Source organism: Neoroseomonas alkaliterrae (genome assembly GCF_014199195.1).
GTDB lineage: Bacteria > Pseudomonadota > Alphaproteobacteria > Acetobacterales > Acetobacteraceae > Neoroseomonas > Neoroseomonas alkaliterrae.
Genome location: NZ_JACIJE010000001.1, coordinates 237116 through 262991 on the forward strand (window position 1 = coordinate 237116; position 25876 = coordinate 262991).

A 25876-nucleotide genomic window follows, 5' to 3' on the forward strand; every position below is an offset into this window, starting at 1 on the left:
CCAGGGGACGCAAGGTGGCGCAGTTCAAGGGCACCAGCACATATGTCGCCAGCCGCGAGCTCGAGGTCGCGGTCAATGCCGCGGTCGCGCTGCAGAGGCCGCTGCTGGTCAAGGGCGAGCCGGGCACGGGCAAGACCGTGCTGGCGCAGGAGATCGCGAAGGCACTCGGCTACCCGCTGATCGAGTGGCACATCAAGTCCACCACCAAGGCGCAGCAGGGGCTCTACGAGTATGACGCCGTCTCCCGCCTGCGCGACGGCCAGCTCGGCGACCCGCGCGTGCACGACATCGCCAACTACATCGTGCGCGGCAAGCTGTGGGACGCCTTCGAGAGCGAGGTTCCGGTCGTGCTGCTGATCGACGAGATCGACAAGGCCGACATCGAGTTCCCGAACGACCTGCTGCTCGAACTCGACCGCATGCAGTTCTTCGTCTACGAGACGCGGCGGACCGTGCAGGCGAAGCACCGGCCGGTGGTGATCATCACCTCGAACAACGAGAAGGAGCTGCCGGACGCCTTCCTGCGACGCTGCTTCTTCCACTACATCCGCTTCCCGGACCGCGAGACGATGGAGATGATCGTCCGCGCGCATTACCCCGACATCCGCCGCGACCTGCTGCGCGAGGCGCTGAACGTCTTCTTCGAAATCCGCGAGGTGAACGAACTCAAGAAGAAGCCCGCGACCAGCGAGCTGCTCGACTGGCTGAAGCTGCTGACCATCGAGGATATGCCGCCCGAGGCGCTGCGCTCCTCCGATGCGAAGACCGCCCTGCCGCCGCTCTATGGCGCGATGCTGAAGAACGAGCAGGATGTCCACCTGTTCGAGCGCCTCGCCTTCCTCGCGCGGCGGCGCGGCGGGTAGGGCGGTGTTCGCCCCCTTCATCCTGGCGCTGCGCGCCGCCGGCGTGCCGGCCTCGATCACCGAGTATCTCGCGCTGCTGCGGGCGATGAAGGAAGGCGTGGCGAATTTCAGCGTGGATGATTTCTACCACCTCTCCCGCGCCGCGCTGGTCAAGGACGAGCGCCACCTCGACCGCTTCGACCGCGTCTTCGGGGAGGTCTTCAAGGGCCTGGAGACGCCGCAGGGCGAGGCCCCCCGCGAATTGCCCTCCGAATGGCTGCGCAAGCTTGCTGAGAAGGTGCTGACACCGGAGGAGATGGAGCAGATCAAGGCGCTCGGCGATTTCGAGACGCTGATGGAGACGCTGCGGCAGCGCCTGGCCGAGCAGAAGGGCCGCCACCAGGGCGGTTCGAAATGGATCGGCACCGCCGGCACCTCGCCCTTCGGCGCCTACGGCTACAACCCCGAGGGCGTACGCATCGGCCAGGCGGAATCCCGCCACCGCCGCGCGGTGAAGGTGTGGGACCAGCGCCAGTTCCGCGACCTCGACGAGGACGAGGCGCTGTCCTCGCGCAACATGAAGGTGGCGCTGCGCCGCCTGCGCCGCTTCGCGCGCACGGGTGCCGCGACCGAGCTCGACCTGCCGGGGACCATCGGCGCGACGGCGCGCAACGGCGGCTCGCTCGACCTGCACATGGTCCCCGAGCGGCACAACGCGGTGAAGGTACTGCTGCTGATGGACATCGGCGGCTCCATGGACGACCACATCCGCATCTGCCAGGAGCTGTTCACCGCCGCGCGCTCCGAGTTCAAGCACCTCGAGTTCTGGTATTTCCACAACTGCCCCTATGAGCGCCTCTGGCGCACCAATCGCCGCCGGCGGGAGACGGAGCGGCCCACGCTCGAAGTGCTGCGCACCTACGGCCCCGACTGGCGGCTCGTGCTGGTCGGCGACGCCACGATGAGCCCCTACGAGATCATCCAGCCCGGCGGCTCCGTGGAGCACTGGAACGAGGAGGCCGGCCAGGTCTGGATGGGCCGCCTGACGCGCCACTTCCGCAAGGCCGCCTGGCTCAACCCGGTGGAGCAGGCGCATTGGCGCTACACCCAGTCCATCACCATCATGCAGCGGCTGATGGAGAACCGGATGTATCCGCTGACGCTCGCCGGGCTCGAGGCGATGGCGCGCGAACTCGCGCGCTGAGAACGAGGAAACGACCATGGACGTGAAGCCCCGCCTGCCACGCGGCCGCCAGTTCTTCGCCAATCCGGGCCCGACCAACATCCCCGATTCCATCCTGCACGCGGTCGCGCATGTCACGGTGGACTTCAACGACCCGGCCTTCCTCGCCGTCTATGACCGCTGCGTGGCGGGGCTGAAGCGCGTGCTGCGCACGGAGCAGTCGGTGTTCATGTACACCGGCTCCGGCCATGCCGCCTGGGAAGCCTCGATGGTGAACCTCTTCTCGCCCGGCGACACGCTGCTGGTGATCGAGAGCGGCTATTTCTCCGAGAACTGGGCGAGGATGGCGCAGGATCTCGGCCTCGTGGTCCGCAGCGTCGCGGCGGACTGGCGGCGCGGCGCCGAGATCGGCGCCGTCGAGGCCGCGCTCGCCGCCGATGCGGCGCACGAGATCAAGGCGGTCTGCGCAGTGCACAACGAGACCGCGACCGGCATGGTCCTGCCGCTGCCCGCGATCCGCGCCGCGATGGATGCCGCCGGGCATCCCGCGCTGCTGCTCGCCGACACCATCTCTTCCCTCGGCTCGCTCGATTTCCGCATGGACGAATGGGGCGTGGATGTCGCGGTGGGCGGCAGCCAGAAGGGGCTGATGCTGCCCACCGGGATGTCCTTCACCGGCGTCTCGGCCAGGGCGATGGCGGCGCACGCCACCTCCCGCCTGCCGAAATCCTACTTCAACTGGACCAACATGCTGGCGCGCCGGCACCGCTCCTTCGTCGGCACCGTGCCGACCTCGCTCTTCTACGGCCTCGAGGAATCGCTGCGGCTGATCGAGGAGGAGGGGCTCGAGCAGGTCTTCGCCCGCCATGCGCGGCTCGCGGAGGCGGTGCGCCGCTGCGTGCGGCACTGGTCGGGCAATGACGGGCCCCAGCTCTTCTGCCTCTCGCCCGATCGGTATTCCGATTCCGTCACCGCCATCCTGCTGCCGGAGGGCCACGACGCCGAACGGGTGCGCCGCATCGCGCTCGAGGCCTTCAACGTCTCCCTCGGCGGCGGGCTCGGGCGGCTCGGCGGCAAGGTGTTCCGCATCGGCCATCTGGGCGACCTGAACGAGCCGATGATCCTCGGCACGCTGGCCTCGGTCGAGATGGCGCTGCGCCTGGCCGGCGTGCCGCACAATCCGGGCGGCGTGGCGGCGGCGATGGACTGGCTGGCCGAGGCCGCCGGCCAGGGCTGAGCCCCGCCTTGCGCCCGCGCAAGCCTTCGCGGTGCCATCCGCGCTAGACTGCGCATCATGAAGAAGCCCCGCCAGACCCGCCGCGCGGCGAACGCCGCGCCGGCGCCTGCACCGGCGCCCGTGGCGCCGCCCGCGCCGCACCCGCCTGCCGCCACGCCGCCGCAGCCCGCCGAGGCGCGTCTCGGCCCCACCTTCCACACCTTCGACCGTGCGCTGCGCGCGGCCGAGGCGCGGCTGACGCAGGGCCTCTCGCCCACCGCGATCAGCGGCGCCTGGCTCGACTGGGCGGTGCACCTCGCCCGCGCGCCCGGCAAGCGCATGGAACTCGCCGCCCGCGCATGGATCCAGGGGCTGCGCTGGCTGCTCTGGCTGCGCCATGCGATGGGCGACGGCGCGCCGCCGCCGCTCGTGCAGCCCACCAACGGCGACGCGCGCTTCGCCGGCGAGGCATGGCGCGCCTTCCCCTACAACGCCCTCGCCCAGGCGCATCTGCTGACCGAGTCCTGGTGGATGGAGGCGACGCGCGGCGTGCCCGGCCTGTCGCGCCGGCACGCCGACCAGGTCGCCTTCATGATGCGGCAGATGACGGACATCCTCTCGCCCTCGAACCTGCCCTGGATCAATCCCGCCATCGCGCAGCGCACCGCCGCCGAGGCCGGGATGAACCTGGTGCGCGGCGCGGGGAACTGGCTCGACGACATCGAGCGCGCGCTGTCCGGCGCGCCGCCGCCCGGCACCGAGAAGTTCCGCCCCGGCCACGAGGTCGCCGTCACCCCGGGCCGCGTGGTCTTCCGCAACGACCTGATGGAGCTGATCCAGTACGCACCCGCCACGCCGAAGGTGCAGGCCGAGCCGGTGCTGATCGTGCCGGCCTGGATCATGAAGTACTACATCCTCGACCTCAGCCCGGAGAACTCGCTGGTGCGCTGGCTGGTGGCGCAGGGCTTCACGGTCTTCATGGTCTCCTGGAAGAACCCCGATGCGCGGGACCGCGAGACGGGGCTCGACGACTACCGCCGCAAGGGCGTGATGGCCGCGCTCGACGCCGTCTCGGCCATCCTGCCGGACAGGCGCATCCATGGCTGCGGCTACTGCCTGGGCGGGACCATCCTCGCGATCGCCGCGGCGACCATGGCGCGCGACGGCGACAACCGGCTCGCCTCCCTCACGCTCTTCGCCGCGCAGACCGACTTCGCCGAGGCCGGGGAGCTGATGCTCTTCGTGGACGAGAGCCAGCTCTCCTTCCTCGAGGACATGATGTGGGACCGCGGCTACCTCGACACCCACCAGATGTCCGGCGCCTTCCAGGCGCTGCGCTCGAACGAGCTCGTCTGGTCGCGGCTGATCCGCGACTACGTGCTCGGCGAGCGGAACGGCATGACCGACCTTCTCGCCTGGAACAGCGACCAGACGCGCATGCCCGCGCGCATGCACGCCGAATACCTGCGCGGCCTTTTCCTCGAGAACCGGCTGACGGCGGGCCGCTTCGCGGTGGAGGGGCGCGTCATCGCGCTCTCGGACATCAGCGCGCCGATCTTCGCGGTCGGCACGCTGAAGGACCACATCGCGCCCTGGCGCTCGGTCTACAAGATCTCGCTGTTCAGCGACACCGACGTGACCTTCGTGCTCACCTCGGGCGGGCACAACGCGGGCATCGTCAGCCCGCCGGGCAAGGACGGACGGCACTTCCGCATGATGACGCGCAGCCATGACGAGCGCTACCTCGACCCCGATTCCTGGGCCGCCATCGCGCCGCAGCAGGAAGGCTCCTGGTGGCCCGCCTGGGCGGAGTGGCTGCGCGCGGCCGGCAGCGCTGAGCAGACGGTCCCGCCGCCCATGGGCGCGCCCGCGCGCGGGCTGCCGCCGCTCGAGGATGCGCCCGGCACCTACGTGCTGATGAAGTGAGCGCCGATGGGCATTGAGATCGAGCGCCGCTTCCTGGTGCGCGGCGGGTCCTGGCGCGACGCCGCCACCGGCGCGCGGCGGCTCCGCCAGGGCTACCTCGCGCGGGAAGGCGGCGTGACCGTGCGCCTGCGCCTCGAGCCCGGCGCGGCGCGGCTGACGATCAAGGGCCCTGGCGGGCTGGTGCGCCCGGAATACGACTACCCGCTGCCGCCGCAGGAGGCGGCGGAGATGCTCGAGCGCCTCTGCACCGGCCGCCGCCTCGACAAGACGCGCCACGACGTGCCGCATGGCGGGCTGATGTGGGAGGTGGACGTGTTCGAAGGCCCGCTCGCCGGCCTCGTCATCGCGGAGGTCGAACTCCCGCATCCCGGCCATCGGCTGGTCCTGCCCTGCTGGGCCGGGCGCGAGGTCACCGAGGATCCGCGCTATGCGACTGCGGCGCTCGCCTCTGCCGCGGCGCCGCCCGAGGGGTGACGGATCGCGGCCGCCGCCCTAGGCTTCGCGCGCCGGCCAGCAGACGCCGGGAGGAAGCGAGGGAAGGAACCGCATGAGTGCCACGCGCCGCGCCGTCTATCGCCACGCGGAGATGGGCCGCCTCTTCGATCCCGCCTCCATCGCCGTGATCGGCGCGAGCCCCCGTCCGGGCTCCTTCGCGGACCGCACCATCCAGGCGCTGAAGGACTATACGGGCCGGCTCTACCTCGTGAATGCGCGCTACGAGACGATCGGCGAGCGACCCTGCTTCCCCTCCGTCGCCGCGCTGCCCGAGGTGCCGGATTGCTGCATCGTCGTCGCCGCCAAGGACGCGGTGGAGGAGATCGCGACCGACTGCGCCAGGGCGGGCGTCGGCGGCATCATGATCTACGCCTCCGGCTTCGCCGAAACGGGGCGGGAGGCCGACATCGCCGCGCAGCAGCGCCTCGCCGCCATCGGACGCGAGGCGGGCATGCGCATCGTCGGGCCGAACTGCATCGGCATGCTGAACTTCCGCACCCGGGCGGGGGTCACCTTCATGATCCCGCCGCCGATGGAAGCGCCGCTGCCCCATGCCATCGGCATCGTCAGCCAGTCCGGCGCGCTCGGCTTCTCGCTGGCGCAGGCGGTGATGCGCGGCGTCTCGGTCAGCCACCTGCTGACCACCGGGAACTCCTCGGATGTGGACGTGGCGGACTGCGTATCCTTCCTCGCCGATGATCCGAACTGCGCGGCGATCGCCTGCGTGTTCGAGGGCATGCCGGAACCGCTCCGCTTCATCCAGGCGGCCGAGGTGGCCGATCGCGCGAACAAGCCGCTGGTGGTCTTCAAGCTCGGCACGGGTGAGGCGGGCGCGGCGGCGGCGATGTCGCACACCGGTTCGCTGGCCGGCGAGACGGCCGCCTACATGGCCGCCTTCGAGCGTGGCGGGGCGGTGGTGGTGAAGGATTTCGAGGCGCTGGTGGAGACCGCCTGCTTCCTCGCCAAGGCGCCGGCACCAAAGGCGCGCGGCGTGGCGGTCGTCGCCGTCTCGGGCGGGGCGGCCATCATGTCCGCCGACAAGGCCGAGGCGCATGGCGTGCCCCTGCCCCAGCCCTCCCCGCCCGTGCGGCAGATCCTGGAATCGCGCATCCCGGATTTCGGCTCGGCCCGCAACCCGTGCGACGTGACGGCGCAGGTCGCGAACGACCCCGAGAGCCTGACCGTCTGCGCCGGCGCGATGCTCGGCGAGGAGCATTACGGCGCGCTGATCTACGCGCAGATCTATTCCACCGAACTCTCGGCCAAGCGTCCGGCGGAACTGGCGGCGATCGCGGAGAAGGCCGGCAAGCCGATCTGCGTGGTCTGGACGACGGAATGGCTGGAGGGATTCGGCTCGAAGGAAGCCGAGCAGAACCCGCGCATCGGCCTGTTCCGCTCGATGGACCGCTGCTTCGCCGCGCTCGCGCACTGGCATGCGCGGCAGGCGCGCCGCGCCGCGGGGCCGCGCCGCTACACGCGCCTGTCGCGGCCCGAGGCGGCGGCCGAGGCCGCGGCGCTGATCGCCGCCGCCCAGGACCGCACACTGACCGAGCGCGAGGCCAAGGCGGTGCTCGCCGCCTACGGCGTGCCGGTGGTGCCGGAGAGGCTGACGCAGTCCGAGGAGGAGGCGGTCGCCGCCGCGACCGGCTTCGGCTTCCCCGTCGCCATGAAGGTCGAAAGCCCCGACCTGCCGCACAAGACCGAGGCCGGCGTGATCCGCCTGCGCCTCAAGGACGCGGCGGAGGTGCGCGAGGCCTACCGCGCCGTCATGGCGAATGCGAAGCGCCACGCGCCGGATGCGCGCATCAACGGCGTGCTGGTGCAGCCCATGGCGAAGCCGGGCGTGGAGGTGATGGTCGGCGGCCGCGTGGACCCGCTGATGGGCCCGCTGATCGTCGCCGGCCTCGGCGGCGTGCTGGTCGAGCTGATGCGCGATTCCGCCCTCGCGCTGGCGCCCGTGACACCCGCCGAGGCGCGCGCGATGTTCGAGCGCCTGCGCGGGCGCGCCGCGCTGGAAGGCTTCCGCGGCGCGCCGGCGGCGGATCTCGACGTGCTGGCCGGGATCGTGGTGCGGCTGTCGGAGTTCGTGGCGGACCAGCGCGACCGGATCGCGGAACTCGACGTCAACCCGCTGATCGTCGCGGGGTCCGAGGCGGTGGCGGTGGATGCGCTGATCGTCCGTGCCTGAGCCGCCGGGCGGGGGAGGGCGCCCTCCCCCGCGCCGCGCTCAGCGCATCGGCAGGGCGTAGAGCAGCCCGCCATTGGTGTGCAGGTTGTTCGGGCCCCGCGGCAGCGCCACCGGCGTGCTCTCGCCCATGTGGCGCTCGTAGAGCTCGCCGTAGTTCCCGATCGCGCGGATGGCGTTGTAGGCCCAGAGCGGATCGAGCTTGAGCGACTGTCCGAGCTCGGGCGTCACGCCGAGCAGCCGCCGCGTGTTCGGGTTGGTGCTGGTGCGCCGCATCTCCTCGGCATTGGCGCGGGTGATGCCCTGCTCCTCCGCCTCGATCACCGCGGTGGTGTACCAGCGGACGATGTCGAACCAGTTGTCGTCGCCGCGGCGGACATAGGCGCCGTAGGGCTCCTTGCTGAACCGCTCGGGCAGGATGGTCCATTCGCGCGGGTTGGGCATGGCGGAGCGCACGCCCGCGAGCTGCGAGGCATCGGTGCCGAAGCTGTCGCAGCGCCCGGCCTGCAGCGCCGCCACCGCCTGGTCCGTGCGCTCGAACACCACCGGCTGGAACCGCACATTCACCGAGCGGAAGTAGTCCGCCGTCACCTGCTCGTTGGTCGTGCCCTGGATCAGGCAGATGGTCGCGTCCGCCATGTCCCGCACGCGCGTCACGCCGAGATTGGCGCGCACCATGAAGCCGTGCCCGTCGTAGAAATAGGTCGTGACGTGACGCAGCCCGAGCGTGGTGTCGCGCAGCATCGTCTGCGTGGAGGTGCGGAACAGCACGTCGATCTCCCCCGAGCCGAGCGCGGTGAAGCGCGTGGAGGAGGAGAGCGGGATGAAGCGCACCTTCGAGGGGTCGTTGAAGATCGCGGCGGCGAGGCCGCGGCACAGATCCACGTCGAGCCCCTGCCACACGCCGCGCGAATCCGGCAGGGCGAAGCCGGCGACGCCGGTATGGATGCCGCAGTTCAGCATGCCGCGCGCGCGCACGGCATCGAGCGTCGGGCTCGGGGTGGTGGATTGCGCGAGCGCGCCGCCGATCGTCGCGCCAAGGACGGCAAGCATCGCTGCCAGACCGCGTCCGAGCATGGTGAAAGCCTCTCCCGATGGGTGTTTGACGCGGCCATGCTCGCGCCGCGCCACGAACCGAGTCAACGTTTCTGATTGTTCATGAATCGAGCCCGCGCAGGCCGCACGCGGCCGAGGGGCGTGCGAACAAGGCCGATGGCGGCGACGCTGCTCATGTCCCGCCCCGCGACATGCGCGGCATCACGGCCACGCGCCTTGCGGAAGCACGGAACGTGGATGCAGTTCAGGCGCAGGGCGCAGCGGAACGGCAACGCGCGGAAGGAACCCGTCGCTGGCGGCCCAGGACGCGCCGAGGGTGCCCGCCAAGCCGAGCGAGTCGCCTCGCGATGCGGCCACCACGCCGTCTCCGTGCCCCGCAACGCCTCCGTCCGTTCGGAACGCGCGCAGCGGGCGGAGACGACGCCCCGGTCCCGGGTTCCGAGGGCCTTTCGGCCCTCGGCGGGAGGGTGCGGGAGGGCAGCGCCCTCCCGCCTCTCATCGCCGCCGCCGGGTCGTCGTCGTCGTGGTCGTCCGCCGTGCCGGCGTCGTTGCGCGGGCCGGCGCGCGGCCGCGCGCCGGCGCCGGGCTGCGGGCCGCCGGGCGCGGCGGCGGGGGCGGCGGGCGCCGGATCATGTAGCGCTGCTGGGCCGGCGACATGGTCATCCAGCGCGCCTGCAGCGTCTCCTCGTCCGGGATGTCCTCGCCGAGCCGCGTCAGCGCCTGGCGGGCGCGGCGCTTGTGCTCCTCGGTCAGGTTCGCCCAGGGGATGGGGCCTGGGGTGTAGACCGTCTCGGGGTCCGGGTCCGGGTCGGAGGGCACGGTGGGCGTGGGGGGCTCGGGCGCGGCGCAGGCGCCGAGGGCGGCGAGCATGGCCAGAAGGAGGGCGCGGCGGGTCATGCGGCCAGCTCCACCATGACCGGCACGTGGTCGCTCGCCTGCGGCCAGTCCCGCGCGTCCTTCAGCACGGCATGGCGACGCAGCCCGCCGGCGAGGTCGGGGCTGACCCAGATGTGGTCCAGCCGCCGCCCGCGATCCGTCGCGCGCCAGTCTCGCGCGCGGTAGGACCACCATGTGTAGAGCTTCTCGGTGGGCGGGACGAAGTGGCGCAGCGCGTCGTGCCAGCCGCCGGCCTGCTGCCAGCGGGTCAGCGCCTCGGTCTCGACCGGGGTGTGGGAGACCACGTCGAGCAACTGCCGGTGCGACCAGACATCGTGCTCCAGGGGCGCGATGTTGAGGTCGCCGACCAGGATGGCGCGCCGCGCGGGCCGGGCGGCGGACCACGCCGTGCCCTCGGCGACGAAATCCAGCTTGTGGGCGAATTTCGGGTTCTGCGCGCGGTCGGGGATGTCGCCGCCGGCGGGGACGTAGAAGTTGTGCAGCTCGATTGGCCCGCCCGGGGCGTCGAGCGCGGCGCCGAGGTGGCGGCAATCGCCCTTGCCGCACCAGTCGGGGTCGTCCTCGCGGAGAAGGATCGGGCGCTTCGAGAGGATGGCGACGCCGTTGTAGCCCTTCATGCCGCGCACCAGGCGGTGGGCGAAGCCGAGGGCAGCGACGCCCTCATGCGGAAAGGCTTCGTCCGGGCACTTCGTCTCCTGCAGGCAGAGCACGTCGGGCTCGAGCGCGGCGACGAGGTCGCGCAGCAGCGGCAGGCGCAGCCGCACGCTGTTGATGTTCCAGGTGGCGATGCGGAGCGGGGCTCGCGCGGCCGGACGGCGCCGTGGGGTGGTGCGGGCGGTCTCGGGCATCGGCGGCGTCGCTTCTCCGGCGCTGGCCGGGCGCGGCGGGCGCGTCCGGCCGAGGAAGGTCGCGCCAGAAAGCGGGCGGGGGCCGGGGCGTCAAGGGGGCGTCCGGCCGGTGCCGGGGCGGCGGGGCCGCCCCGGGCATGGCGGTCAGGCGCGGCGGCGCAGCCCGGCGAGGCCGAGCAGCCCGATCCCGAACAGCGCGAGGGCGCCGGGCGTCGGCACGAAGGTGGGCGCGCCGAGGAAGAGGTTCGGGCCCCAGTAGCCGTCGGTCTGGTCGTTCTGCACGAAGTTCATGAAGAAGGGCTGGCTGCCGACCCCGGTGGTCTGCCAGGTGTTGGCGACGTAGCGGATGGCCGGGTCGGTGGCGAAGCCGTTGGTGTTCCAGGTGTAGCTGTCCTGGTTGCTGACGCCGACGACCTGGTAGAAACCCGGCGCGAGCGTGATCGCCGGGATGGTGACGAAGCGGAAGAAGTTCGTCAGCGGGTGGCTGTTGTCCACAACCGCGGAGGCGAGCAGCGTGCCAGTGGTATTGCAGGCCGCGTTGTCGCACTGGAACAGCGCCACCGGGTTGCCGGCGACGTTGCCGGTGTTCGGGTCGGCGTAATAGCCGAGGCCCGAGACCGTGACCGTGCTCAGCACCTCGAAGTTGTTGCCGAAGTTCCAGCTTCCGTTGGTGAAATTGATATTGGTGCTCTCGAAGGTCCAGGCCGGCGCGGCATGGCCTTCGGCCGCCACGCCGAGGCCGAGGGCGAGAAGCCCGGCGCCGGCGAGGAGTTTGAGGCGGTTCATCGAAATCCCCATCTGGAGCGATGTGCATCCGGGCGATGCCCGCCCGACGCGGCACCCCCGTGCCGCGCACAACCGTTACGCAAGCCGTGTGCCATACAAAAAACCGGGACATGGCCGCGGTTCGGTCCATCGCGATCCCGTGATCCGCGGGGATGTGTAAAGATTTTCGACTCATGGGCGAGCAGCGGGAACGGCCGACGCCGCCGCCCGCTCCGGCGCCGATGCGCTCGCCGCAAGGCCGCTAGGCCCGATCCACGCCCACGGGGCGGCACGGGGCCAATCACCGCCGGCGGCTGCGCCCCGCGCGGTCTTGGCTCACCCCGGCCGGGCGTGGCGAGGGCCGCACAGCAAGCCATGCCCTCCGGCGAAACCGCGCTTCCGTCCGGCGGGGATCAGCCCGGGTGTCGCGCGGCCGCACCGCCGGCCCCGCGCGCGATCCGTCCGGGCGAAAGGCCGCGGCCTTCGCCCTCCGGCGTCAGACGATCCGGGTGCGGACCTCGCCCACGCCCTCGACGAAGCCTTCCAGGACATCGCCCCTGACCACCGCCGCCACACCTTCCGGCGTGCCGGTCATGATCAAGTCGCCCGGGGCGAGCTCGACGAGTTCGGAGAGGTTCGCGATGACCTCGGGCACCGACCAGATCAGCTTGGAGAGGTCGGAAGACTGCACGACCTTGCCGTTGACCTTCAGCTCGATCCTGCCCTTCGAGGGGTCCACGCCGGCGGCCGGAACCAGGTCGCCCATCGGCGCCGAATGGTCGAAGCCCTTGCCCATGTCCCAGGGCCGGCCGGTCTTCTTGGCCTCGTTCTGGATGTCGCGGCGGGTCATGTCGAGGCCCGCGCAATAGCCCCAGACATGCTTCAGCGCCTCGGCGACGGGGATGTTCCGCCCGCCCACCCCGATCGCGACCACCAGCTCCATCTCGTGGTGCAGGGACTTGGTGACGCTCGGATAGGGCATGTCGGCGCCGTTGATCACCACCGCATCGGCGGGCTTGGCGAAGTAGAAGGGCGGCTCGCGGGTCGGGTCGGAACCCATCTCGATCGCGTGCTCGGCATAGTTGCGCCCGACGCAGAAGATGCGGCGGACCGGGAACATCGCCTCGCTGCCCTTCACGGGGATGGCGGCGACGGGCGGCGGTGGGACGACGTAGGACACCATGCGGCAAGGGCTCCGGACCAGGCTTGGGATGCGGCCGTATACAGCCGGAAGCGCGGGGCCGGAAGGAGGGGCGGGCCCCACGCGAAGCGCGCCGGCCCGCGCAAAAGGAAGCGCCCGGTCAGGGGGGTGACCGGGCGCCATTTTTATTCCGATCGGAATGGGTCGGGCGAGCCGGCAGGGGACACCGGGGCTCGACCACCGGCTTAGTCTGGCCGGTTTGGAAAGATTACCGCCACGTAGGCCGGAAATCAAAAGACAAAACGTGACTGCGGCGTGACGCGCGTCACGCAACCAAGGATGGAGCGCGGCGCCGCCTACTCGGCCGCCTGCGCGATGGGCCCGTGGCCTGCGCGGGCGGCCCGGTGCGCCGCGCAGGCGCGGCCGAAAGCCTCGAAGATGGCGCGGCTGTCGGCGTCGCGTTCCCAGTCGTATTCCGGATGCCACTGCACGCCGAGCGCGAAGCCCGTCGCCCCGTCCACCCGCACGGCCTCGATGGTGCCATCGGGCGCCCAGGCCTCGGCCACCAGCCGCGGCGCGAGGCGCTGCACGCCCTGGTTGTGCAGCGAGTTCACGGCGAGCCGCCCGGCAGCGCGCGAGGCCGGCGTGATCACGCTCGCCAGCGCTCCGTCGCGCTCGATCCGCACCGCATGCGCCTTGCCCGTCCGCACGCGTGGGATGGGCTGGTCGGAGGGCGTGGAATGGTCCATCCGGCCGGGCAAATCCTGGATGCGCTGGTCGAGGCTGCCGCCCAGCGCCACGTTCAGCTCCTGCATCCCGCGGCAGATCGCGAGCAGCGGCACGCCCTGCCCGATCGCCGCGCGGATCAGCGGCAGGGTGGTGGCGTCGCGCTGCAGATCCTCGGGCGTGCCCTCAGCGTGCGGCGGCCCGTCGTAATGGCCCGGCCAGACATTGGAGCGGCTGCCGGTGAGGATCAGCCCGTCGAGATGGGGCAGCAACTCGCCCGAAAGATCCTCCCCAGCGGCGGGCAGCAGCACCGGCGTGCCCCGCGCGGGGCCGCGCACGGCGCGGATGTAGGTGTCGGAGGCCGCGTGGTTCGGCGTCGCGAAGATGCCGAACGCCTTCTGGCAGCAGGAAATGCCGATGAGGGGTCTCATGGAGGTCGGAGAATCCCCCGGCTCCGTGTCAGGATCAAGGCGCTCCGTTGCGGTTTTGCGAAGGGCGGGGCGTGCCCTGCCCGCGGGCCGGGCAGCCGGCGCGCGGGCCCTGCCGCGCGGGGCGGCAGGGCGGGCCGGCCGGTCAGCCCGGCGGGATCTCGGAGATGATGAGCTGGGTCGGCACGCCGCGCCCGCGGTCGTAATGCCCCACCCAGATGTCGTACTGGCCGGACATGGGCTGGCGGAACACCATGCCGGGGTTGGTGCCGATGAAGTCGTCGTTGCACACCCACTGCCCGTTCGGGAGGTTGACCACCAGCGTCACGTCCCAGCGCGACTGCGCCGCGATGTAGAGCGGCAGCCCGCCGCCCGCCTGGTAGTTCAGCCGCACATCCGGCGCCTGGGCGATCGAACCGACGCAGCCCGCGCCGCCAATCCGCTCGGCCGGGATGTTGCCGCCGGCGGTGACGTTGATGACATAGGGGTCGGGCTGGAAGTTGAAGCGCAGGTTGTAGGTGCCGAAAGAGGGGCGGAGCTGCCAGTTCTGCGCCGCCACGCCGCCGGCGCCGAGCACGAGCAGCGCCGTCGCGGCCATCAGGATCCGTCTCGAAAACATTGCCCCCCTCCGCAAATGTGGCAAGGCGGATCATTCCGCCTTCCGGGCCGTCGCGCAACCTTCCGCCGGTTGCAGCGCCGCGCCGCCCTCCCACTGCGGCGTGCGCGCCACAAGGCGGGGATGCGGGCCATCCTCCAGGACATGGGCGGCGAGGATCGCCTCCCGCACCCGCGCGCGCACCACCTTGCCCTGCGCGTTGCGCGGCAGTTCCGCCAGGGCGAGCCAGGCGCGCGGGCGCTTGGGCCGGGCGAGGGCGGCGACGCGCGCCTCGGCCTCCGCCACCCAGCCCTCGGGCGGGGCCTCGGCGACGGCGACCACGACCTCGCCCCAGTAGTCGGACGGGATGCCGAGGACGCAGATCGCCCGCCCGCCGGCCACGCCGTCGAGCGCGGCCTCGACCTCGCCCGGATGGATGCGGTAGCCGCCGGACTTCATCACATCAGCCGCGCGGCCCGACAGGCGCAGCCGCCCGCGCGCGTCGAGCGCGCCGAGATCCCCCGTGCGGTGCCAGGCGCCGGGCGGGCGCGCCGTGAGGCCGGCGGCGGTGATGGTGCCGGCATTCATGTGGCGCGCGCGCAGCCAGATCTCGCCCGTCTCGCCCGGCGGCAGCGCGGCGCCGTCCTCGCCGCGGATGGCGATCTCCACGCCCGGGGCGGGCCAGCCGAGATGGGCGCCGAGGCCGTCATCGGCTTCGGCCATCGCCTCGGCCACCTCCGGGGCTTCGAGGACGGTGATCGGGTTGAAGCATTCGCTCATGCCGTAGGTGACGCGCACCACCGGGCCGAAGGCTTCCGCCGCCTGCCGCCACAGCGCGCGGGAGAGGGTCGAGGTGCCGGTGAAGATGCAGCGCACGCCCTCGAATCGCCGGCCCGGAAACAGCGCGAGGATCTTCGCGAGCACGGTCGGCGGCGCGAAGACCGCCGAGGGCCGCGCCGCGAGGACCGGCTCCACCGCATCGGCCCGCACGCCGTCCTGCAGCACCACCTCCCCGCCCTGTTCGAGCCAGGCGGCGGTGAGGAGGGAGGCGCCGTGGACATAGGGCGTCATCAGCAGGACGCGGTCGCCGCGCCCGGGTGTGAAGGGCAGCACCGCGCGCTGCAGCAGGTGGGCCGTCCAGCGCCCGCCATGGGTGTGCAGGATGGCCTTGGGCCGGCCGGTGGTGCCGGAGGTGAAGATGATGCGCCCCCAGGCCTCGGCGGGCACCGGCGGCAGGGCCTTGGCGGCGGGATCGGGCGCGATGTCCTCGAGCGGCCAGGGATCGAGCCCGAGTGCCGCGAGCCGCGCCGCCTGCGCGCGCGGCGCGACGATGCGGCGGAAGCCCGCCAGCTGCGCGAACCAGAGGATCTCCTCGTCCGTCGAGTTGGCGTTGATGGGCACCTCCGCCGCGCCGGAGACGGTGACGCCAAGGCTGACCCAGGGCGCCTCGATGCCGTTGGGCACCAGCGTCGCCACCGGCGCGCCCGGCACGATGCCCGCCTCGCGCAGCCGCCGCGCGAGCCCATGGGCGCGCGCCGCGAGCGCGGCATAGGACAGGGTGGCGCGCCCGTCTGTGACCGCGACGCGCGCGGCGAAGCGCGCGGCGAGGGTGAGAAGGTCGTTGGACCAGGCGATTCCGTCCCGCATGGACGCGAGGTTCGCGGGCGGGGCGGCTGGCGTCAAACCGCGGGGCTTGATCGGCGCGCGCTTCGCGTGCCGGATGCGCGCAAGCACGCAAGAGGACGCGCCATGGACCCGCTTCGCCACCCCAGCCTGCCCGAGGGCATCCGCAGCCGCATGGTCGAGGGGATCAACGGCCTGGCCATGCATGTCCTGGAGGCGGGCGAGGCGGGCCGGCCCGCTCTGCTGCTGCTGCACGGCTTCCCCGAGCTCGCCTATTCCTGGCGCAAGGTGATGCTGCCGCTCGCGGAGATGGGTTTTCACGTCGTCGCGCCCGACCAGCGCGGCTATGGCCGCACCACGGGCTGGGACGACGCCTATGACGCCGACCTCAGGCCCTTCGCGATGCTGAACCTGGTGCGCGACCAGCTCGCGCTGCTGCGCGCGCTCGGCATCGCGGCGGTGCATGCGGTGATCGGGCACGATTTCGGCTCGCCCGTCGCGGCGCATTGCGCGCTGGTGCGGCCCGACGTGTTCCGCCGCGTCGCGCTGATGAGCGCGCCCTTCCCCGGCCCGCCCGGCCTCGGCACCAGCATGAGCGCGCCGGCGCGCGACATCGCCGCCGACCTCGCCGCGCTGCCGCGCCCGCGCAAGCACTACCACTGGTACTACGCGACGCGGCAGGCCAATGCCGACCTGATGACCTGCCCGGAAGGGCTGCACGCCTTCTTCCGCGCCTACTACCACCACAAGTCCGGCGACTGGCCGGGCAACGACGTCCATCCGCTGCAGGGCTGGACGGCGGAGGAGCTCGCGAAGCTGCCGACCTACTACGTGATGGACCTGCACGAGACGATGCCGCAGACCGTCGCGCACGAGATGCCCTCGCCGGAGCAGATCGCCGCCTGCGCCTGGATGACCGAGGCCGAGATGGCGGTCTATGCGCAGGAATACGGGCGCAGCGGCTTCCAGGGCGGGCTGAACGGCTACCGCACGCGCTTCACCGGCACCAACATGGAGATGGAAGCCTTCGCCGGCGCGCGCATCGCGGTGCCGGCCTGCTTCATCGGCGGCGCGCGCGACTGGGGCGTGCAGCAGGTGCCCGGCGCGCTGCGGAAGATGGAGACGGTCGCGACCGCGGACTGGCGCGGCACGCATCTGGTGCCCGGCGCGGGCCACTGGGTGCAGCAGGAACGGCCGGCCGAGACGCTCGCGGCGCTGCGGGAGTTCCTGCGCTAGCCGCGCCTTGGCGGCCCCGCGAATCGGCGGCACAGTCGCGCCGGATCCGATGGGCAACCTCGCCGACATCCTCGACTTCGACCCGGCGGAGGGGCCGCCGAGCGAGCGCATGCTGCAGATCCTCACCGAGGCCTGCCGGCTCTTCGCCACGCGCGGCTTCGACGGCGTCTCGGTGCGCGACATCGCCGAGGAATGCGGGATCTCGAAGGCGACGCTGTACCACTACTTCCCCGACAAGGACGCGATCCTGCGCCCGCTCGTGCTCGGCATCACGCGCGCGCTGCACCTGCATGTCGCCGCCGCCTTGCCGCAGGATGCCGGGCCGGTGGAGCGCCTGCGCGTCTTCATGACCGAAAGCGTGCGCTTCTTCGAGCAGCACCGCTGGGCCTACATCGTCTCCTCCACCGTGTTCTGGACCGACCCGAAGCTCCGCCACCGCCGCCAGCGCATCGAGTGGCGCGACCGGCACGAGGCGCTGCTGCGCGGCATCCTGGCCGATGGCGTCGAGGCGGGGGTGTTCCGCATCGCTGATATCGGCATGGCCGGGCGGCTCATCTTCGGTGCGCTGAACTGGATGCCGAAGTGGTTCGACCCCAAGGGGCCGCTCTCGGGCACCGAGATCGCGGAACGCTTCCTCGCCATGCTGCTCGACGGTCTCTCCCCGCGCTGAGGCGGGGCGCCTCGACGCGCGGCGCGGGCTGGGCTAGGCGGCGGCATCGCCGCGGAAGGAGGGGCAGGAGATGACCAGCAGGACCGCGCTCGTGGTGAGCGCCCATTCGGCCGATTTCGTCTGGCGCTGCGGCGGCGCGATCGCGCTGCACGCCGCGAAGGGCTTCGAGGTGACGGTGATCTGCCTCTCCTACGGGGAGCGCGGCGAATCCGCGAAGCTCTGGCGGCAGGCGGGCATGACGCTCGAGCGCGTGAAGGCCGCGCGCGAGGCGGAGGCGAAGAAGGCCGCCGCCGTGCTCGGCGTGCACGACATCCAGTTCTGGGATCTCGGCGACTATCCCATCAACCTCACGGAGCAGGCCTTCTTCCGGCTGGTGGATGTCTATCGCGCCATCCATCCCGCCTTCATGCTGACCCACAGCAAGGAGGACCTCTACAACCACGACCACCCGGCGGTTTCGGCCTGGGCGCAGAATGCGCGCATCACCGCGCAGGCGCATGGGCACAATCCCGGGCAGAAGGTGCTCGGCGCGCCACCCGTCTTCCTGTTCGAGCCGCACCAGCCCGAACAGTGCAACTGGAAGCCCGACGTCCTGCTCGACATCGGGCCGGTCTGGGAGAAGAAGCGCGCCGCGATCGAATGCATGGAGGGGCAGGAGCACCTCTGGGAATACTACACCCGCGTCGCCCAGCAGCGCGGCGCGCAGGCGGCCCGCAATTCCGACAAGAAGATCGTGTGGGGGGAGGGCTACCAGTCCGTCTTCCCGCATGTGGTCGAGAGCCTCGCGTGAGGCTTTCCGCCGCGCTCGGGCGCTACCCGCATACGGCCGCGCTGCTCGACGGGCGCGTCGCCTCGCCGCTGGTGGCGCTCGACATCCAGGAGGTGAAGCCGATCAGCCGGGCCTTCGCGCCGATGGTGCGCGAGGGACGCTACGACGTCAGCGAGATGGCGATCGCCACCTTCCTGATGGCGAAGGCCTGGGGCAAGCCGCTGGTGCTGCTGCCGGTCTGCGTCGCGGCGCGCTTCCAGGAGGCCGCGCTGCTGTGCCGCGCCGGCAGCGCCATCAGCGGGCCGGAGGACCTGCGCGGCAAGCGCGTCGGCGTGCGCGCCTATTCGCAGACCACCGGGCTGTGGCTGCGCGGCCGCATGGCCGAGGCGCATGGCGTGCGGCCGGAGGAGATCGCCTGGGTCACCTTCGAGGACGCGCATGTCGCGGAATATCGCGACCCGCCCTTCGTCGAACGCGCCGCGCCGGGGCAGGAGATGCTCGCGATGCTGAAGGCGGGCGCGCTGGATGCCGCGGTCTTCGGCAACGACACGCCGGCCGATCCCGCCCTGCGCACGGTGTTTCCCGACCCCGATGCGGCGGGGCGCGCCTTCCTCGCCGCGCATGGCTTCGTGCCGGTGAACCATCTCGTGGTGGTGCGGCAGTCCCTCGCGCGCGAGGCGCCGGAGGTGGTCGCGGAGATCGTGCGGATGCTGCGCGAGGCCGCCGGCGAAGCGGCGCTACCGCAGGGGCGCGCGGCGCTCTCGCCGGCGATCGATCTCGCGGCGCGCTACGCGCTGGACCAGGGGCTGCTGCCGCGCGGGATGGGGCTCGAGGAAGCCTGGGATGGGCTGCCGCCCGGCATCGGCTGATCAGCCGATCGCGCCGGCGGCGCGCAGCGCGGCGATGCGCGCCTCGTCGAAGCCGGCGCGGCGCAGGGCTTCCTCCGTCGCCTCGCCCATCGCGGGGGCGGCGACGGCAGGCGGCAGGGCGCCGTTGACGCGCACCGGGCCGCGCAGCATCCGCACCGGCGCGCCGCCCTCGCGGCGGGCGAAATCGGCGATGGCGCCGCGCTCGGCGACGAAGGGGTTCTCCATCGCCTGCGCCACGTCGAGCACGGGTGCCGCGGGCACCACGCCCTGCAGGATCGCGAGCCATTCGGCGGTGGTGCGGGCGGAGAAGGCCTCGTCCATCAGCACCGTCAGCTCGTCACGATGCGCGAGCCGGCCGGCGAAGTCGGCGAAGCGCGGGTCGGTCGCCCATTCCGGCCGGCCGAGGCGCTCGGCCAGCAGCGGCCAGAATTTCTGCTTGTTGCACATGATGAAGATCCAGCCGTCCCGCGTGCGGTAGAGCTGGGTGGGGCCGAGCGAGGGATGCGCGCCGCGCTTCTCCCGCCCCTGGGTGTAGCCGGCATTGGCGTGCCAGGCGGCGAGGTAGGTCAGGTTGTGCAGCGCGGTGTCGAACAGGCTCACGTCCATGTCCGCCCCGCGCCCGGTCGCGCGCGCGCCGAGCACGCCCGAGACCAGCGCGAAGGCCGCCATCAGCCCGGTCATCATGTCCACGACCGAAAGTCCGAAGCGCGTCGGCGGGCCGTCCGGCTCGCCGGTCACGGCGAGGTATCCGGCCTCGGCCTGCATCAGGTAGTCGTAGCCGGGCCAGGCCTTGCGCGAGCCCTCGCGGCCATAGGCGGACAGGTGCGCGCAGACGATGGCGGGGTTGACCTCCTTCAGCGCCTCGTAGGTGACGCCGAGGCGCTCGGCCTGGTCGCCGCGCAGGTTGTCGAGCACCGCATCGGCGCCGCGGGCGAGCTCGCGGAAGGCCGCGCGCCCCTCCGGATGCTTGAGGTCGAGCGCCACCGAGCGCTTGTTGCGGTTGAAGGCGTGGAAGAAGTGCGAATCGCCGGGGCCGAAGAAATGCGGCCCGACATGGCGGCCGACATCGCCGCCCTCGCGCGGGTTCTCGATCTTGAACACCTCGGCGCCGAGATCGGCGAGCAGCATCGAGCCGAACGGCCCCGCGCCATACTGCTCCACGGCCAGCACCGTCAGGCCCGCGAGCGGTGCGGCCATGGCTCAGCCCTCCCCCACCAGGCGCTTGGCGATCACGAGGCGCTGGATCTCGTTCGTGCCTTCCCCGATCACCAGCAGCGGCGCGTCGCGGTAGAGCCGCTCGACCACGTATTCCTTCGAATAGCCGTAGCCGCCGTGGATGCGCATCGCCTCCAGGCTGTTCTCCACCGCGGCCTCGGTGGCGAACAGCTTCGCCATCCCCGCCTCGAGGTCCGACCGCGCGCCGGAGGCGAGCATGCGCGCGGCCTTCTCCGTCAGCAGCCGCGCGGCCTCGGTGCGCGTGGCCATGTCGGCGAGCTTCATGGCGATGGCCTGGTGCTCGGCGATCGGCCGGCCGAAGGTCCGGCGCGTCTTCGCATAGGCGAGCGCCTCGTCCAGCGCGCGCTGCGCGATCCCCACCCCGCGCGCGGCGACGTTGACGCGGCCGAGCTCGAGTCCCGTCAGCGCGCAGGCGAGGCCCCGCCCCTCCACCCCGCCGATCAGGCGGTCCGCCGGCACGCGGTAGTCGGTGAAGACGAGCTCGGCGGAATCGAGGCCCTTGTAACCGAGCTTCTCGAGCCTGCGGCCCACCGTGAAGCCTGGCCCCTTCTCGGCCAGCAGCATGGAGATGTGCTGCGCCTCGCGGCTGCCGGCCGGGCCGGTCTTGACCAGCAGCGCGTAGCAGGAGCCCTCGATGCCGTTGCTGATCCAGGTCTTGGTGCCGTTGACCACGTAGTGGTCGCCATCCCTGCGCGCGGTCGTGCGGATGGCGCGCAGGTCGGTGCCGCAATCGGGCTCCGTCAGCGCGAGGCCGCCGCGCAGCTCGCCGGTGGCGAAGCGCGGCAGGAAGGCGCGCTTCTGCGCCTCCGTGCCCAGGCGTTCGGTGATCCAGGCCATGATCAGGTGGGAGTTGAAGATGCCCGAGAGCGACATCCACTCCGCCGCCACCCGCTCGACGATGCGGGCATAGGTGACGGGCGAGAGGCCGAGCCCGCCATGCTCCGCCCCGATCGTCGCGCCGAACAGGCCGAGCGCCTTCATCCCCTCGACCAGCGCATGGGGGTATTCGTCGGCGTGTTCGAGGCGCATCGCCACAGGCCGCACCTCGCGCGCGAGGAAGCGGTCCACCGCGTCGAGAATGGCGTCGTCGTCGGTCTCGCTCATGCGGCAGGCCGCTTCGGCATCAGGCTCGCGCGCTCGAAGGTCAGGAAGACGGTGCCGTCCTGCTTGAAGCCCTCGGTGCGGGTCGTGACCACGCCCTGGCCCGGGCGCGAGCGGCTTTCGCGCACGGCGAGGATCTCGGTGCGCGCATAGAGCGTGTCGCCGGGAAAGACGGGCGCGGTGAGCTGCACCTCCTTCCAGCCGAGATTGGCGATGGCGTTGAGGCTGATGTCGGCGACCGTCATGCCGGTGACGATGGCCAACGTCAGCGTCGAGTTCACCAGCGGCCTGCCGAACTCGCTGGTCGCGGCGAAGGCCGCGTCGCAGTGCAGCGGGTGCTGGTTCATGGTCAGCAGGCTGAAATGGATGTTGTCGGCCTCGGTCACGGTGCGGCCGGGCCAATGGGCGATCACCTCGCCCACGCGGAAATCCTCGAGGAAACGACCGCGCTGCGGCGCTGCGGTCATGGAACGCCCCTCCTGGCACTGGCTGGAGGCAGGATGGCGGCGCACGCCGCGGGGCGTCAATGCGCCGCCCCGCATTCCAAGCGCGCGGGGCGCGGCCGATCCCGCCCTGATCGGCCGCGCGGCCCGGCCTAGCCGCGCGTCGCCTCGTAGCGCGCCTTGGTCTCGGCATTGGGCGGGTAGAGGCCGGGCAGCGGCACGCCCTTCTCCACCTCGGTCATGATCCAGGCTTCCAGGCGCTCCTGCTCGACCGCGGCCTCGACCACCGCATCGAGCATCGCCTGCGGGATGACCACCGCGCCGTCGGCATCGGCCACGATGATGTCGCCGGGCACGACGGTGACGCCGCCGCAGCCGATCGTCTCCTCCCAGCCCACGAAGTTCAGCGCGGCGACCGAGGCGGGGGCGACGTAACCCTGGCAGAACACCGGCAGGCCGGTGCCGATCACGCCCGCGCCGTCGCGCACCATCCCGTCGGTCACGAGGCCGGCGACACCCTTCTTCGCCATGCGCGCGCAGAGGATGTCGCCGAAGATGCCCGCCGCGGTGTTGCCCATGGCGTCGACCACCGCGACGCAGCCCTCGGGCATCGCCTCGATGGCCGCGCGCGTGCTGCGCGGGGAGGACCAGGAATCGACGGTCGCGAGATCCTCCCGCGTCGGGGTGAAGCGGAGCGTGAAGGCCGGGCCGACGATGCGCTTCGTGTTGCCGGGCACGATCGGGCGCGAGCCCGCGATGTAGCAGAACCGAACGCCCTTCTTGAGCAGCACGGTGGTCAGCGTGGCGGTGGTGACGCCTTCGAGGGCGGTCTTCTGGGCGGGGGTGATCGGCATGGAACGTCTCCGGATGGGATGGCGCGTGCATCGCAGGGGGGCGGCGGGGCCGCAAGGGGGGGTGACGGAGCGTGCGCCAGATCATGGCGCAGGCGGCTGCGTCGCCCGAAGCTGATCGGGTTGCGGCCGCGGCCAGCGCGGCGGCCGCCCGGCATCCGGGGTGGAGGAGACGCGCCATGCGGGTCGGGTTCGGCGGCGGGTCCGCCTTCAACCGCGCTTCGCCATCGAGCCATGCGTGCTGCGTCGCGCGGATCGTCGCCGACTATGTCACACCCTGCCCCTTCCGGCCTGTCCGCATCCTCGATGTCGGCGGGACGGCGCGGGGCTTCGCGGCCGCGGGCGCGGACGCCCTTCCGGCCGATGCGGTGGTGGTGATCGCCAACCCCGAGCAGGGGGTGGGCGCGGACTACGCCTATGTCTCGGACATACCGGCAGGGGTGGAGGGGTTCGACCTCGCCATGCTGTTCGGCGTGATGATGTATCTCCCGCCCGAGCCGTTGCTCGGCCTGTTCGGCGACATCAGGCGGCGCCTGCGGGGCCACGGGACGTTGCTGGTGGCCGAGCCCGACCCGGAAGGGGTGATCGGGCGCGTCGAGGTGGTTGCCAAGACGGTCTATTCGGCCGTGAAGAGCCTGTGGAGCCCGACGGAGTTCCACTTCCATACCGCCGGCGATGCGCGACGGATGCTGCGCGAGGCCGGCTTTGCGCGCATCGAGGACCGGCCGGACCTGACGCCGAATGCGATGGAGGTGTGGCCGCCGCCGATTCCGCCCTATTTCGTCATCGCCGCGGGGGTGTAGGGAAGAAGACGGTCGGGTGGGATGACCCGGCCGGATGCGCGGCTTCGCAAAGCGTCGGCCCTCGGCCGGTTGATGCCCGGTCGGCGGATTCGCGCAGCGGTTCGCCCCGATCCCGCGCCGAGCCGGGCGGGCGGAGGCGTTGCGCGGCGAGGGAAGGCGGACGGCAAGGCCGCGGGCCGGGCCGGGACGGTCATCCTCCGCGGGGACCGGGCCGGCGGGCATGGCGGCGCAGCGCGCCACACGGAGGCGGTGTGATGAACCCTGAAACCGATGGGCTGCCGCTGGCGATGCTGCTGATGATGAGCGTCACCGCCGCGCTGACGGCGCCGACGAACATCCTGGGCGGCCTGGTGCTGGGATGGCTATGCCGCGGCTGGTGGCAGGTGGTGCTGGCGGCGGTGGTGATGCATGGCGTGCTGGTGGCCACGACGCTGCCGGGCGGCATGCTGGAGCACACACCGCTGGTCCGGCTGGCGCTGCTCGCCGGCCTTGCCGGGCCGCTCGCCTGGTGCGCGGCGGGCTTCGCCCTGCGCCGGCATGTCGTCACGCCCGGCAGCACGGCGGAGCGGGCGGCGAGCGCCTTCGCCGGGCTGGTGCTGGGCGGCGTGGCGGGCGCGGTGATCGGGCTCGGGCTTGGCGAGCTCTACGTGACCATGGCCCGCGTCAGCACGCTCGAAGGCGCCGCCGGCTATGCCATGTTCTTCCTCTTCCTGCTGCCGGGGATCGGCATCGGCGCGGTGCTCGGCGCCGTGCTCGGCTGGCGATGGTCGCGGCCGCGCGCGGCGGGCTGACGCGCCCGCGGGTATGGCGCGCGGGGCTGGTGGGGCGGCCGCGCGCGGAACCGAAGCCTGATGCCCTGCGGACAAAGGATCGGCCTTTGTCCGCAGGGCATCAGCCCGCGACCGATCCGGGGTCGCAATTCGCGCCGCAGACCACCACGCCCACCCGCGCGCCGGCGGGCGGCGTCCAGGAGCCGGAGAGCACCGCGGCGAGCGCGGCGGCCCCGCCGGGCTCGGCGGCGATGCGCAGGCGGTCCCACAGCCAGCGCTGGGCGGTGCGGATCGCCTCGTCGGCCAGCGCGACGGCACGGCCGCCCTGTTCCATCATGACGGCGAAGGCGAGGTCGCCGACGCGCCGCGCGCCCAGGCTGTCGGCGGCGATGCCGCCGGCGGGCACGTCGGTCGGCTGGCCCATCAGCCCCGCGACCATCAGCGTAGGGCATTGCTCGGGCTCGGCGATGACCATGCCCACCCGCCCGTCATACCAGGAGGCGATGCCGCCATAGAGGCCGCCGCCGCCCGCCGCGACCACGACATGGGTGAGTTCCGGCGCATCCTCCTCGAGCTCCATGCCGATGGTGCCCTGGCCGGCGAGGATCTCCGGCTGGTCGTAGGCATGGACGATGAGGGCGCCGGTCTCGGCGGCGCGGGCCTCGCTCGCCTCGCGGGCCTGGTCGTAGGCGGCGCCGCCGACCGTCAGCGTGGCGCCGGTGGCGGCGATGCGCGCCCGCTTGGCCTCGGGCGTGATCTCGGGGACGAAGATCTCGGCCCGGATGCCGAGGCTGCGGGCGGCATGGGCGACGGCCAGGCCGTGGTTGCCGCCCGAGGCCGCCACCACCCCGGCCTCCGGCACCGCGGCCGAGAGCATGCGGTTGAAGGCGCCGCGCGGCTTGAAGGATCCGGTGACCTGCAGATGCTCGAGCTTGAGCACCAGCGGATGCTCGAGCCCCGTCTCGGCGGGCGCGAGGCGGATGACGGGGGTGCGGCGGATATGCGGGGCGATCCGCCCGGCGGCGGCGCGAATCTCGTCCTGGGTCGGCATGGGGGCGGAAGGTGGCACCCCCGGGCCGGGTGGGCAACGGCCGGGCGCGGCGCTTTCCCCGCTGCCCCATTTCTGCCATGGTCCGCCGCGTCTTGAGGGAACGGCCTCGCTGGGAATGCAGGTCCATGGGAGTTGCGCCGCCCGGGACGGG

At 72.1% G+C, this 25876-nt stretch carries 25 protein-coding genes; 12 read left to right on the plus strand and 13 right to left on the minus strand.

All coding sequences use genetic code 11. From position 1 onward, the window contains the following. Positions 1-14 precede the first annotated feature (14 nt). The 6 genes from FHS88_RS01140 (at position 15) to FHS88_RS01165 (ending at position 7850) form a co-directional block, all read left to right on the plus strand. On the plus strand, positions 15-863 hold the full coding sequence (locus tag FHS88_RS01140; RefSeq protein ID WP_184480456.1) for an AAA family ATPase: 849 nt from the start codon (positions 15-17) through the stop codon (positions 861-863). Beyond that, entirely contained in the window at positions 811-2046 is a 1236-nt protein-coding gene (locus FHS88_RS01145) for a vWA domain-containing protein (protein WP_184480457.1), read from the plus strand. Before FHS88_RS01140 ends, FHS88_RS01145 begins: the two co-directional genes overlap by 53 nt. Positions 2047-2062: 16 nt before the next feature. Beyond that, the gene (locus FHS88_RS01150; protein ID WP_184480459.1) at positions 2063-3262 is read left to right on the plus strand and encodes a pyridoxal-phosphate-dependent aminotransferase family protein; all 1200 of its coding nucleotides are present in this window, start codon (positions 2063-2065) and stop codon (positions 3260-3262) included. Between the two features lie 57 nt (positions 3263-3319). Beyond that, complete coding sequence (locus FHS88_RS01155; protein WP_184480461.1) at positions 3320-5167, plus strand: PHA/PHB synthase family protein; 1848 nt, start codon at positions 3320-3322, stop codon at positions 5165-5167. A 6-nt stretch (positions 5168-5173) separates the two neighbouring features. Then, on the plus strand, positions 5174-5641 hold the full coding sequence (locus FHS88_RS01160) for a CYTH domain-containing protein (protein WP_184480463.1): 468 nt from the start codon (positions 5174-5176) through the stop codon (positions 5639-5641). A gap of 73 nt (positions 5642-5714) precedes the next feature. Beyond that, on the plus strand, positions 5715-7850 hold the full coding sequence (locus FHS88_RS01165; RefSeq protein WP_184480465.1) for an acetate--CoA ligase family protein: 2136 nt from the start codon (positions 5715-5717) through the stop codon (positions 7848-7850). Positions 7851-7889: 39 nt separating this feature from the next. Here FHS88_RS01165 and FHS88_RS01170 read toward each other — a convergent pair whose 3' ends face one another. The 8 genes from FHS88_RS01170 to FHS88_RS01205 form a co-directional block, all read right to left on the minus strand. Then, positions 7890-8924, minus strand: coding sequence for an amino acid ABC transporter substrate-binding protein (locus tag FHS88_RS01170; protein WP_246419159.1), 1035 nt, complete (start codon positions 8922-8924; stop codon positions 7890-7892). A 474-nt stretch (positions 8925-9398) separates the two neighbouring features. Further along, a complete protein-coding gene (locus FHS88_RS01175) occupies positions 9399-9800 on the minus strand; it encodes a hypothetical protein (RefSeq protein ID WP_184480466.1) in 402 nt (133 codons plus the stop codon). Further along, a complete protein-coding gene (locus tag FHS88_RS01180; protein ID WP_184480468.1) occupies positions 9797-10648 on the minus strand; it encodes an exodeoxyribonuclease III in 852 nt (283 codons plus the stop codon). Before FHS88_RS01180 ends, FHS88_RS01175 begins: the two co-directional genes overlap by 4 nt. A gap of 144 nt (positions 10649-10792) precedes the next feature. After that, positions 10793-11434 (minus strand): hypothetical protein, encoded by a 642-nt coding sequence (locus FHS88_RS01185; protein WP_184480470.1) that lies wholly within the window; start codon positions 11432-11434, stop codon positions 10793-10795. Positions 11435-11909: 475 nt separating this feature from the next. After that, positions 11910-12596 carry a fumarylacetoacetate hydrolase family protein gene (locus FHS88_RS01190; protein WP_211842369.1) on the minus strand — a complete coding sequence of 229 codons (687 nt, stop codon included), beginning with the start codon at positions 12594-12596 and terminating at the stop codon, positions 11910-11912. Between the two features lie 314 nt (positions 12597-12910). Next, entirely contained in the window at positions 12911-13711 is an 801-nt protein-coding gene (locus tag FHS88_RS01195) for a gamma-glutamyl-gamma-aminobutyrate hydrolase family protein (protein WP_184480472.1), read from the minus strand. 142 nt (positions 13712-13853) lie between these two features. Beyond that, positions 13854-14327, minus strand: a complete 474-nt coding sequence (locus tag FHS88_RS01200) for a peptidase S1 (RefSeq protein ID WP_184480474.1) — start codon at positions 14325-14327, stop codon at positions 13854-13856. Positions 14328-14357: 30 nt separating this feature from the next. Then, entirely contained in the window at positions 14358-15950 is a 1593-nt protein-coding gene (locus tag FHS88_RS01205) for a class I adenylate-forming enzyme family protein (protein ID WP_184480476.1), read from the minus strand. Positions 15951-16052: 102 nt separating this feature from the next. Between FHS88_RS01205 and FHS88_RS01210 the strand changes: the two genes are divergently transcribed. From FHS88_RS01210 to FHS88_RS01225, 4 genes are all read left to right on the plus strand, one after another. Then, a complete protein-coding gene (locus tag FHS88_RS01210; protein ID WP_184480478.1) occupies positions 16053-17162 on the plus strand; it encodes an alpha/beta hydrolase in 1110 nt (369 codons plus the stop codon). Positions 17163-17211: 49 nt separating this feature from the next. After that, positions 17212-17832 carry a TetR/AcrR family transcriptional regulator gene (locus FHS88_RS01215; RefSeq protein ID WP_184480480.1) on the plus strand — a complete coding sequence of 207 codons (621 nt, stop codon included), beginning with the start codon at positions 17212-17214 and terminating at the stop codon, positions 17830-17832. A 70-nt stretch (positions 17833-17902) separates the two neighbouring features. Then, positions 17903-18622 carry a PIG-L deacetylase family protein gene (locus FHS88_RS01220; protein WP_184480482.1) on the plus strand — a complete coding sequence of 240 codons (720 nt, stop codon included), beginning with the start codon at positions 17903-17905 and terminating at the stop codon, positions 18620-18622. Continuing rightward, positions 18619-19470: an ABC transporter substrate-binding protein gene (locus tag FHS88_RS01225; protein ID WP_338146326.1), complete on the plus strand. Its 852-nt coding sequence runs from the start codon at positions 18619-18621 to the stop codon at positions 19468-19470. The genes FHS88_RS01220 and FHS88_RS01225 overlap by 4 nt, the downstream gene beginning before the upstream one ends. On the opposite strand, the gene FHS88_RS01230 is transcribed toward FHS88_RS01225, so the two are convergent. The 4 genes from FHS88_RS01230 to FHS88_RS01245 all read right to left on the minus strand — a co-directional run bounded on the left by FHS88_RS01230 (position 19471) and on the right by FHS88_RS01245 (position 23104). Continuing rightward, positions 19471-20667 carry a CaiB/BaiF CoA transferase family protein gene (locus tag FHS88_RS01230; RefSeq protein WP_184480486.1) on the minus strand — a complete coding sequence of 399 codons (1197 nt, stop codon included), beginning with the start codon at positions 20665-20667 and terminating at the stop codon, positions 19471-19473. A 3-nt stretch (positions 20668-20670) separates the two neighbouring features. After that, entirely contained in the window at positions 20671-21810 is a 1140-nt protein-coding gene (locus FHS88_RS01235) for an acyl-CoA dehydrogenase family protein (protein ID WP_184480488.1), read from the minus strand. After that, positions 21807-22274 carry a MaoC family dehydratase gene (locus FHS88_RS01240; RefSeq protein ID WP_184480490.1) on the minus strand — a complete coding sequence of 156 codons (468 nt, stop codon included), beginning with the start codon at positions 22272-22274 and terminating at the stop codon, positions 21807-21809. Before FHS88_RS01240 ends, FHS88_RS01235 begins: the two co-directional genes overlap by 4 nt. Positions 22275-22402: 128 nt before the next feature. Next, positions 22403-23104 carry a ribonuclease activity regulator RraA gene (locus tag FHS88_RS01245; RefSeq protein ID WP_184480492.1) on the minus strand — a complete coding sequence of 234 codons (702 nt, stop codon included), beginning with the start codon at positions 23102-23104 and terminating at the stop codon, positions 22403-22405. A 176-nt stretch (positions 23105-23280) separates the two neighbouring features. Between FHS88_RS01245 and FHS88_RS01250 the strand changes: the two genes are divergently transcribed. Further along, complete coding sequence (locus tag FHS88_RS01250) at positions 23281-23904, plus strand: hypothetical protein (RefSeq protein ID WP_184480494.1); 624 nt, start codon at positions 23281-23283, stop codon at positions 23902-23904. A 254-nt stretch (positions 23905-24158) separates the two neighbouring features. Beyond that, positions 24159-24695, plus strand: a complete 537-nt coding sequence (locus tag FHS88_RS01255; protein WP_184480496.1) for a hypothetical protein — start codon at positions 24159-24161, stop codon at positions 24693-24695. Between the two features lie 100 nt (positions 24696-24795). Here the strand turns inward: FHS88_RS01255 and FHS88_RS01260 are convergent, their stop codons facing one another. Continuing rightward, positions 24796-25725 carry a threonine/serine dehydratase gene (locus FHS88_RS01260; RefSeq protein ID WP_184480498.1) on the minus strand — a complete coding sequence of 310 codons (930 nt, stop codon included), beginning with the start codon at positions 25723-25725 and terminating at the stop codon, positions 24796-24798. Positions 25726-25876: the final 151 nt, after the last annotated feature.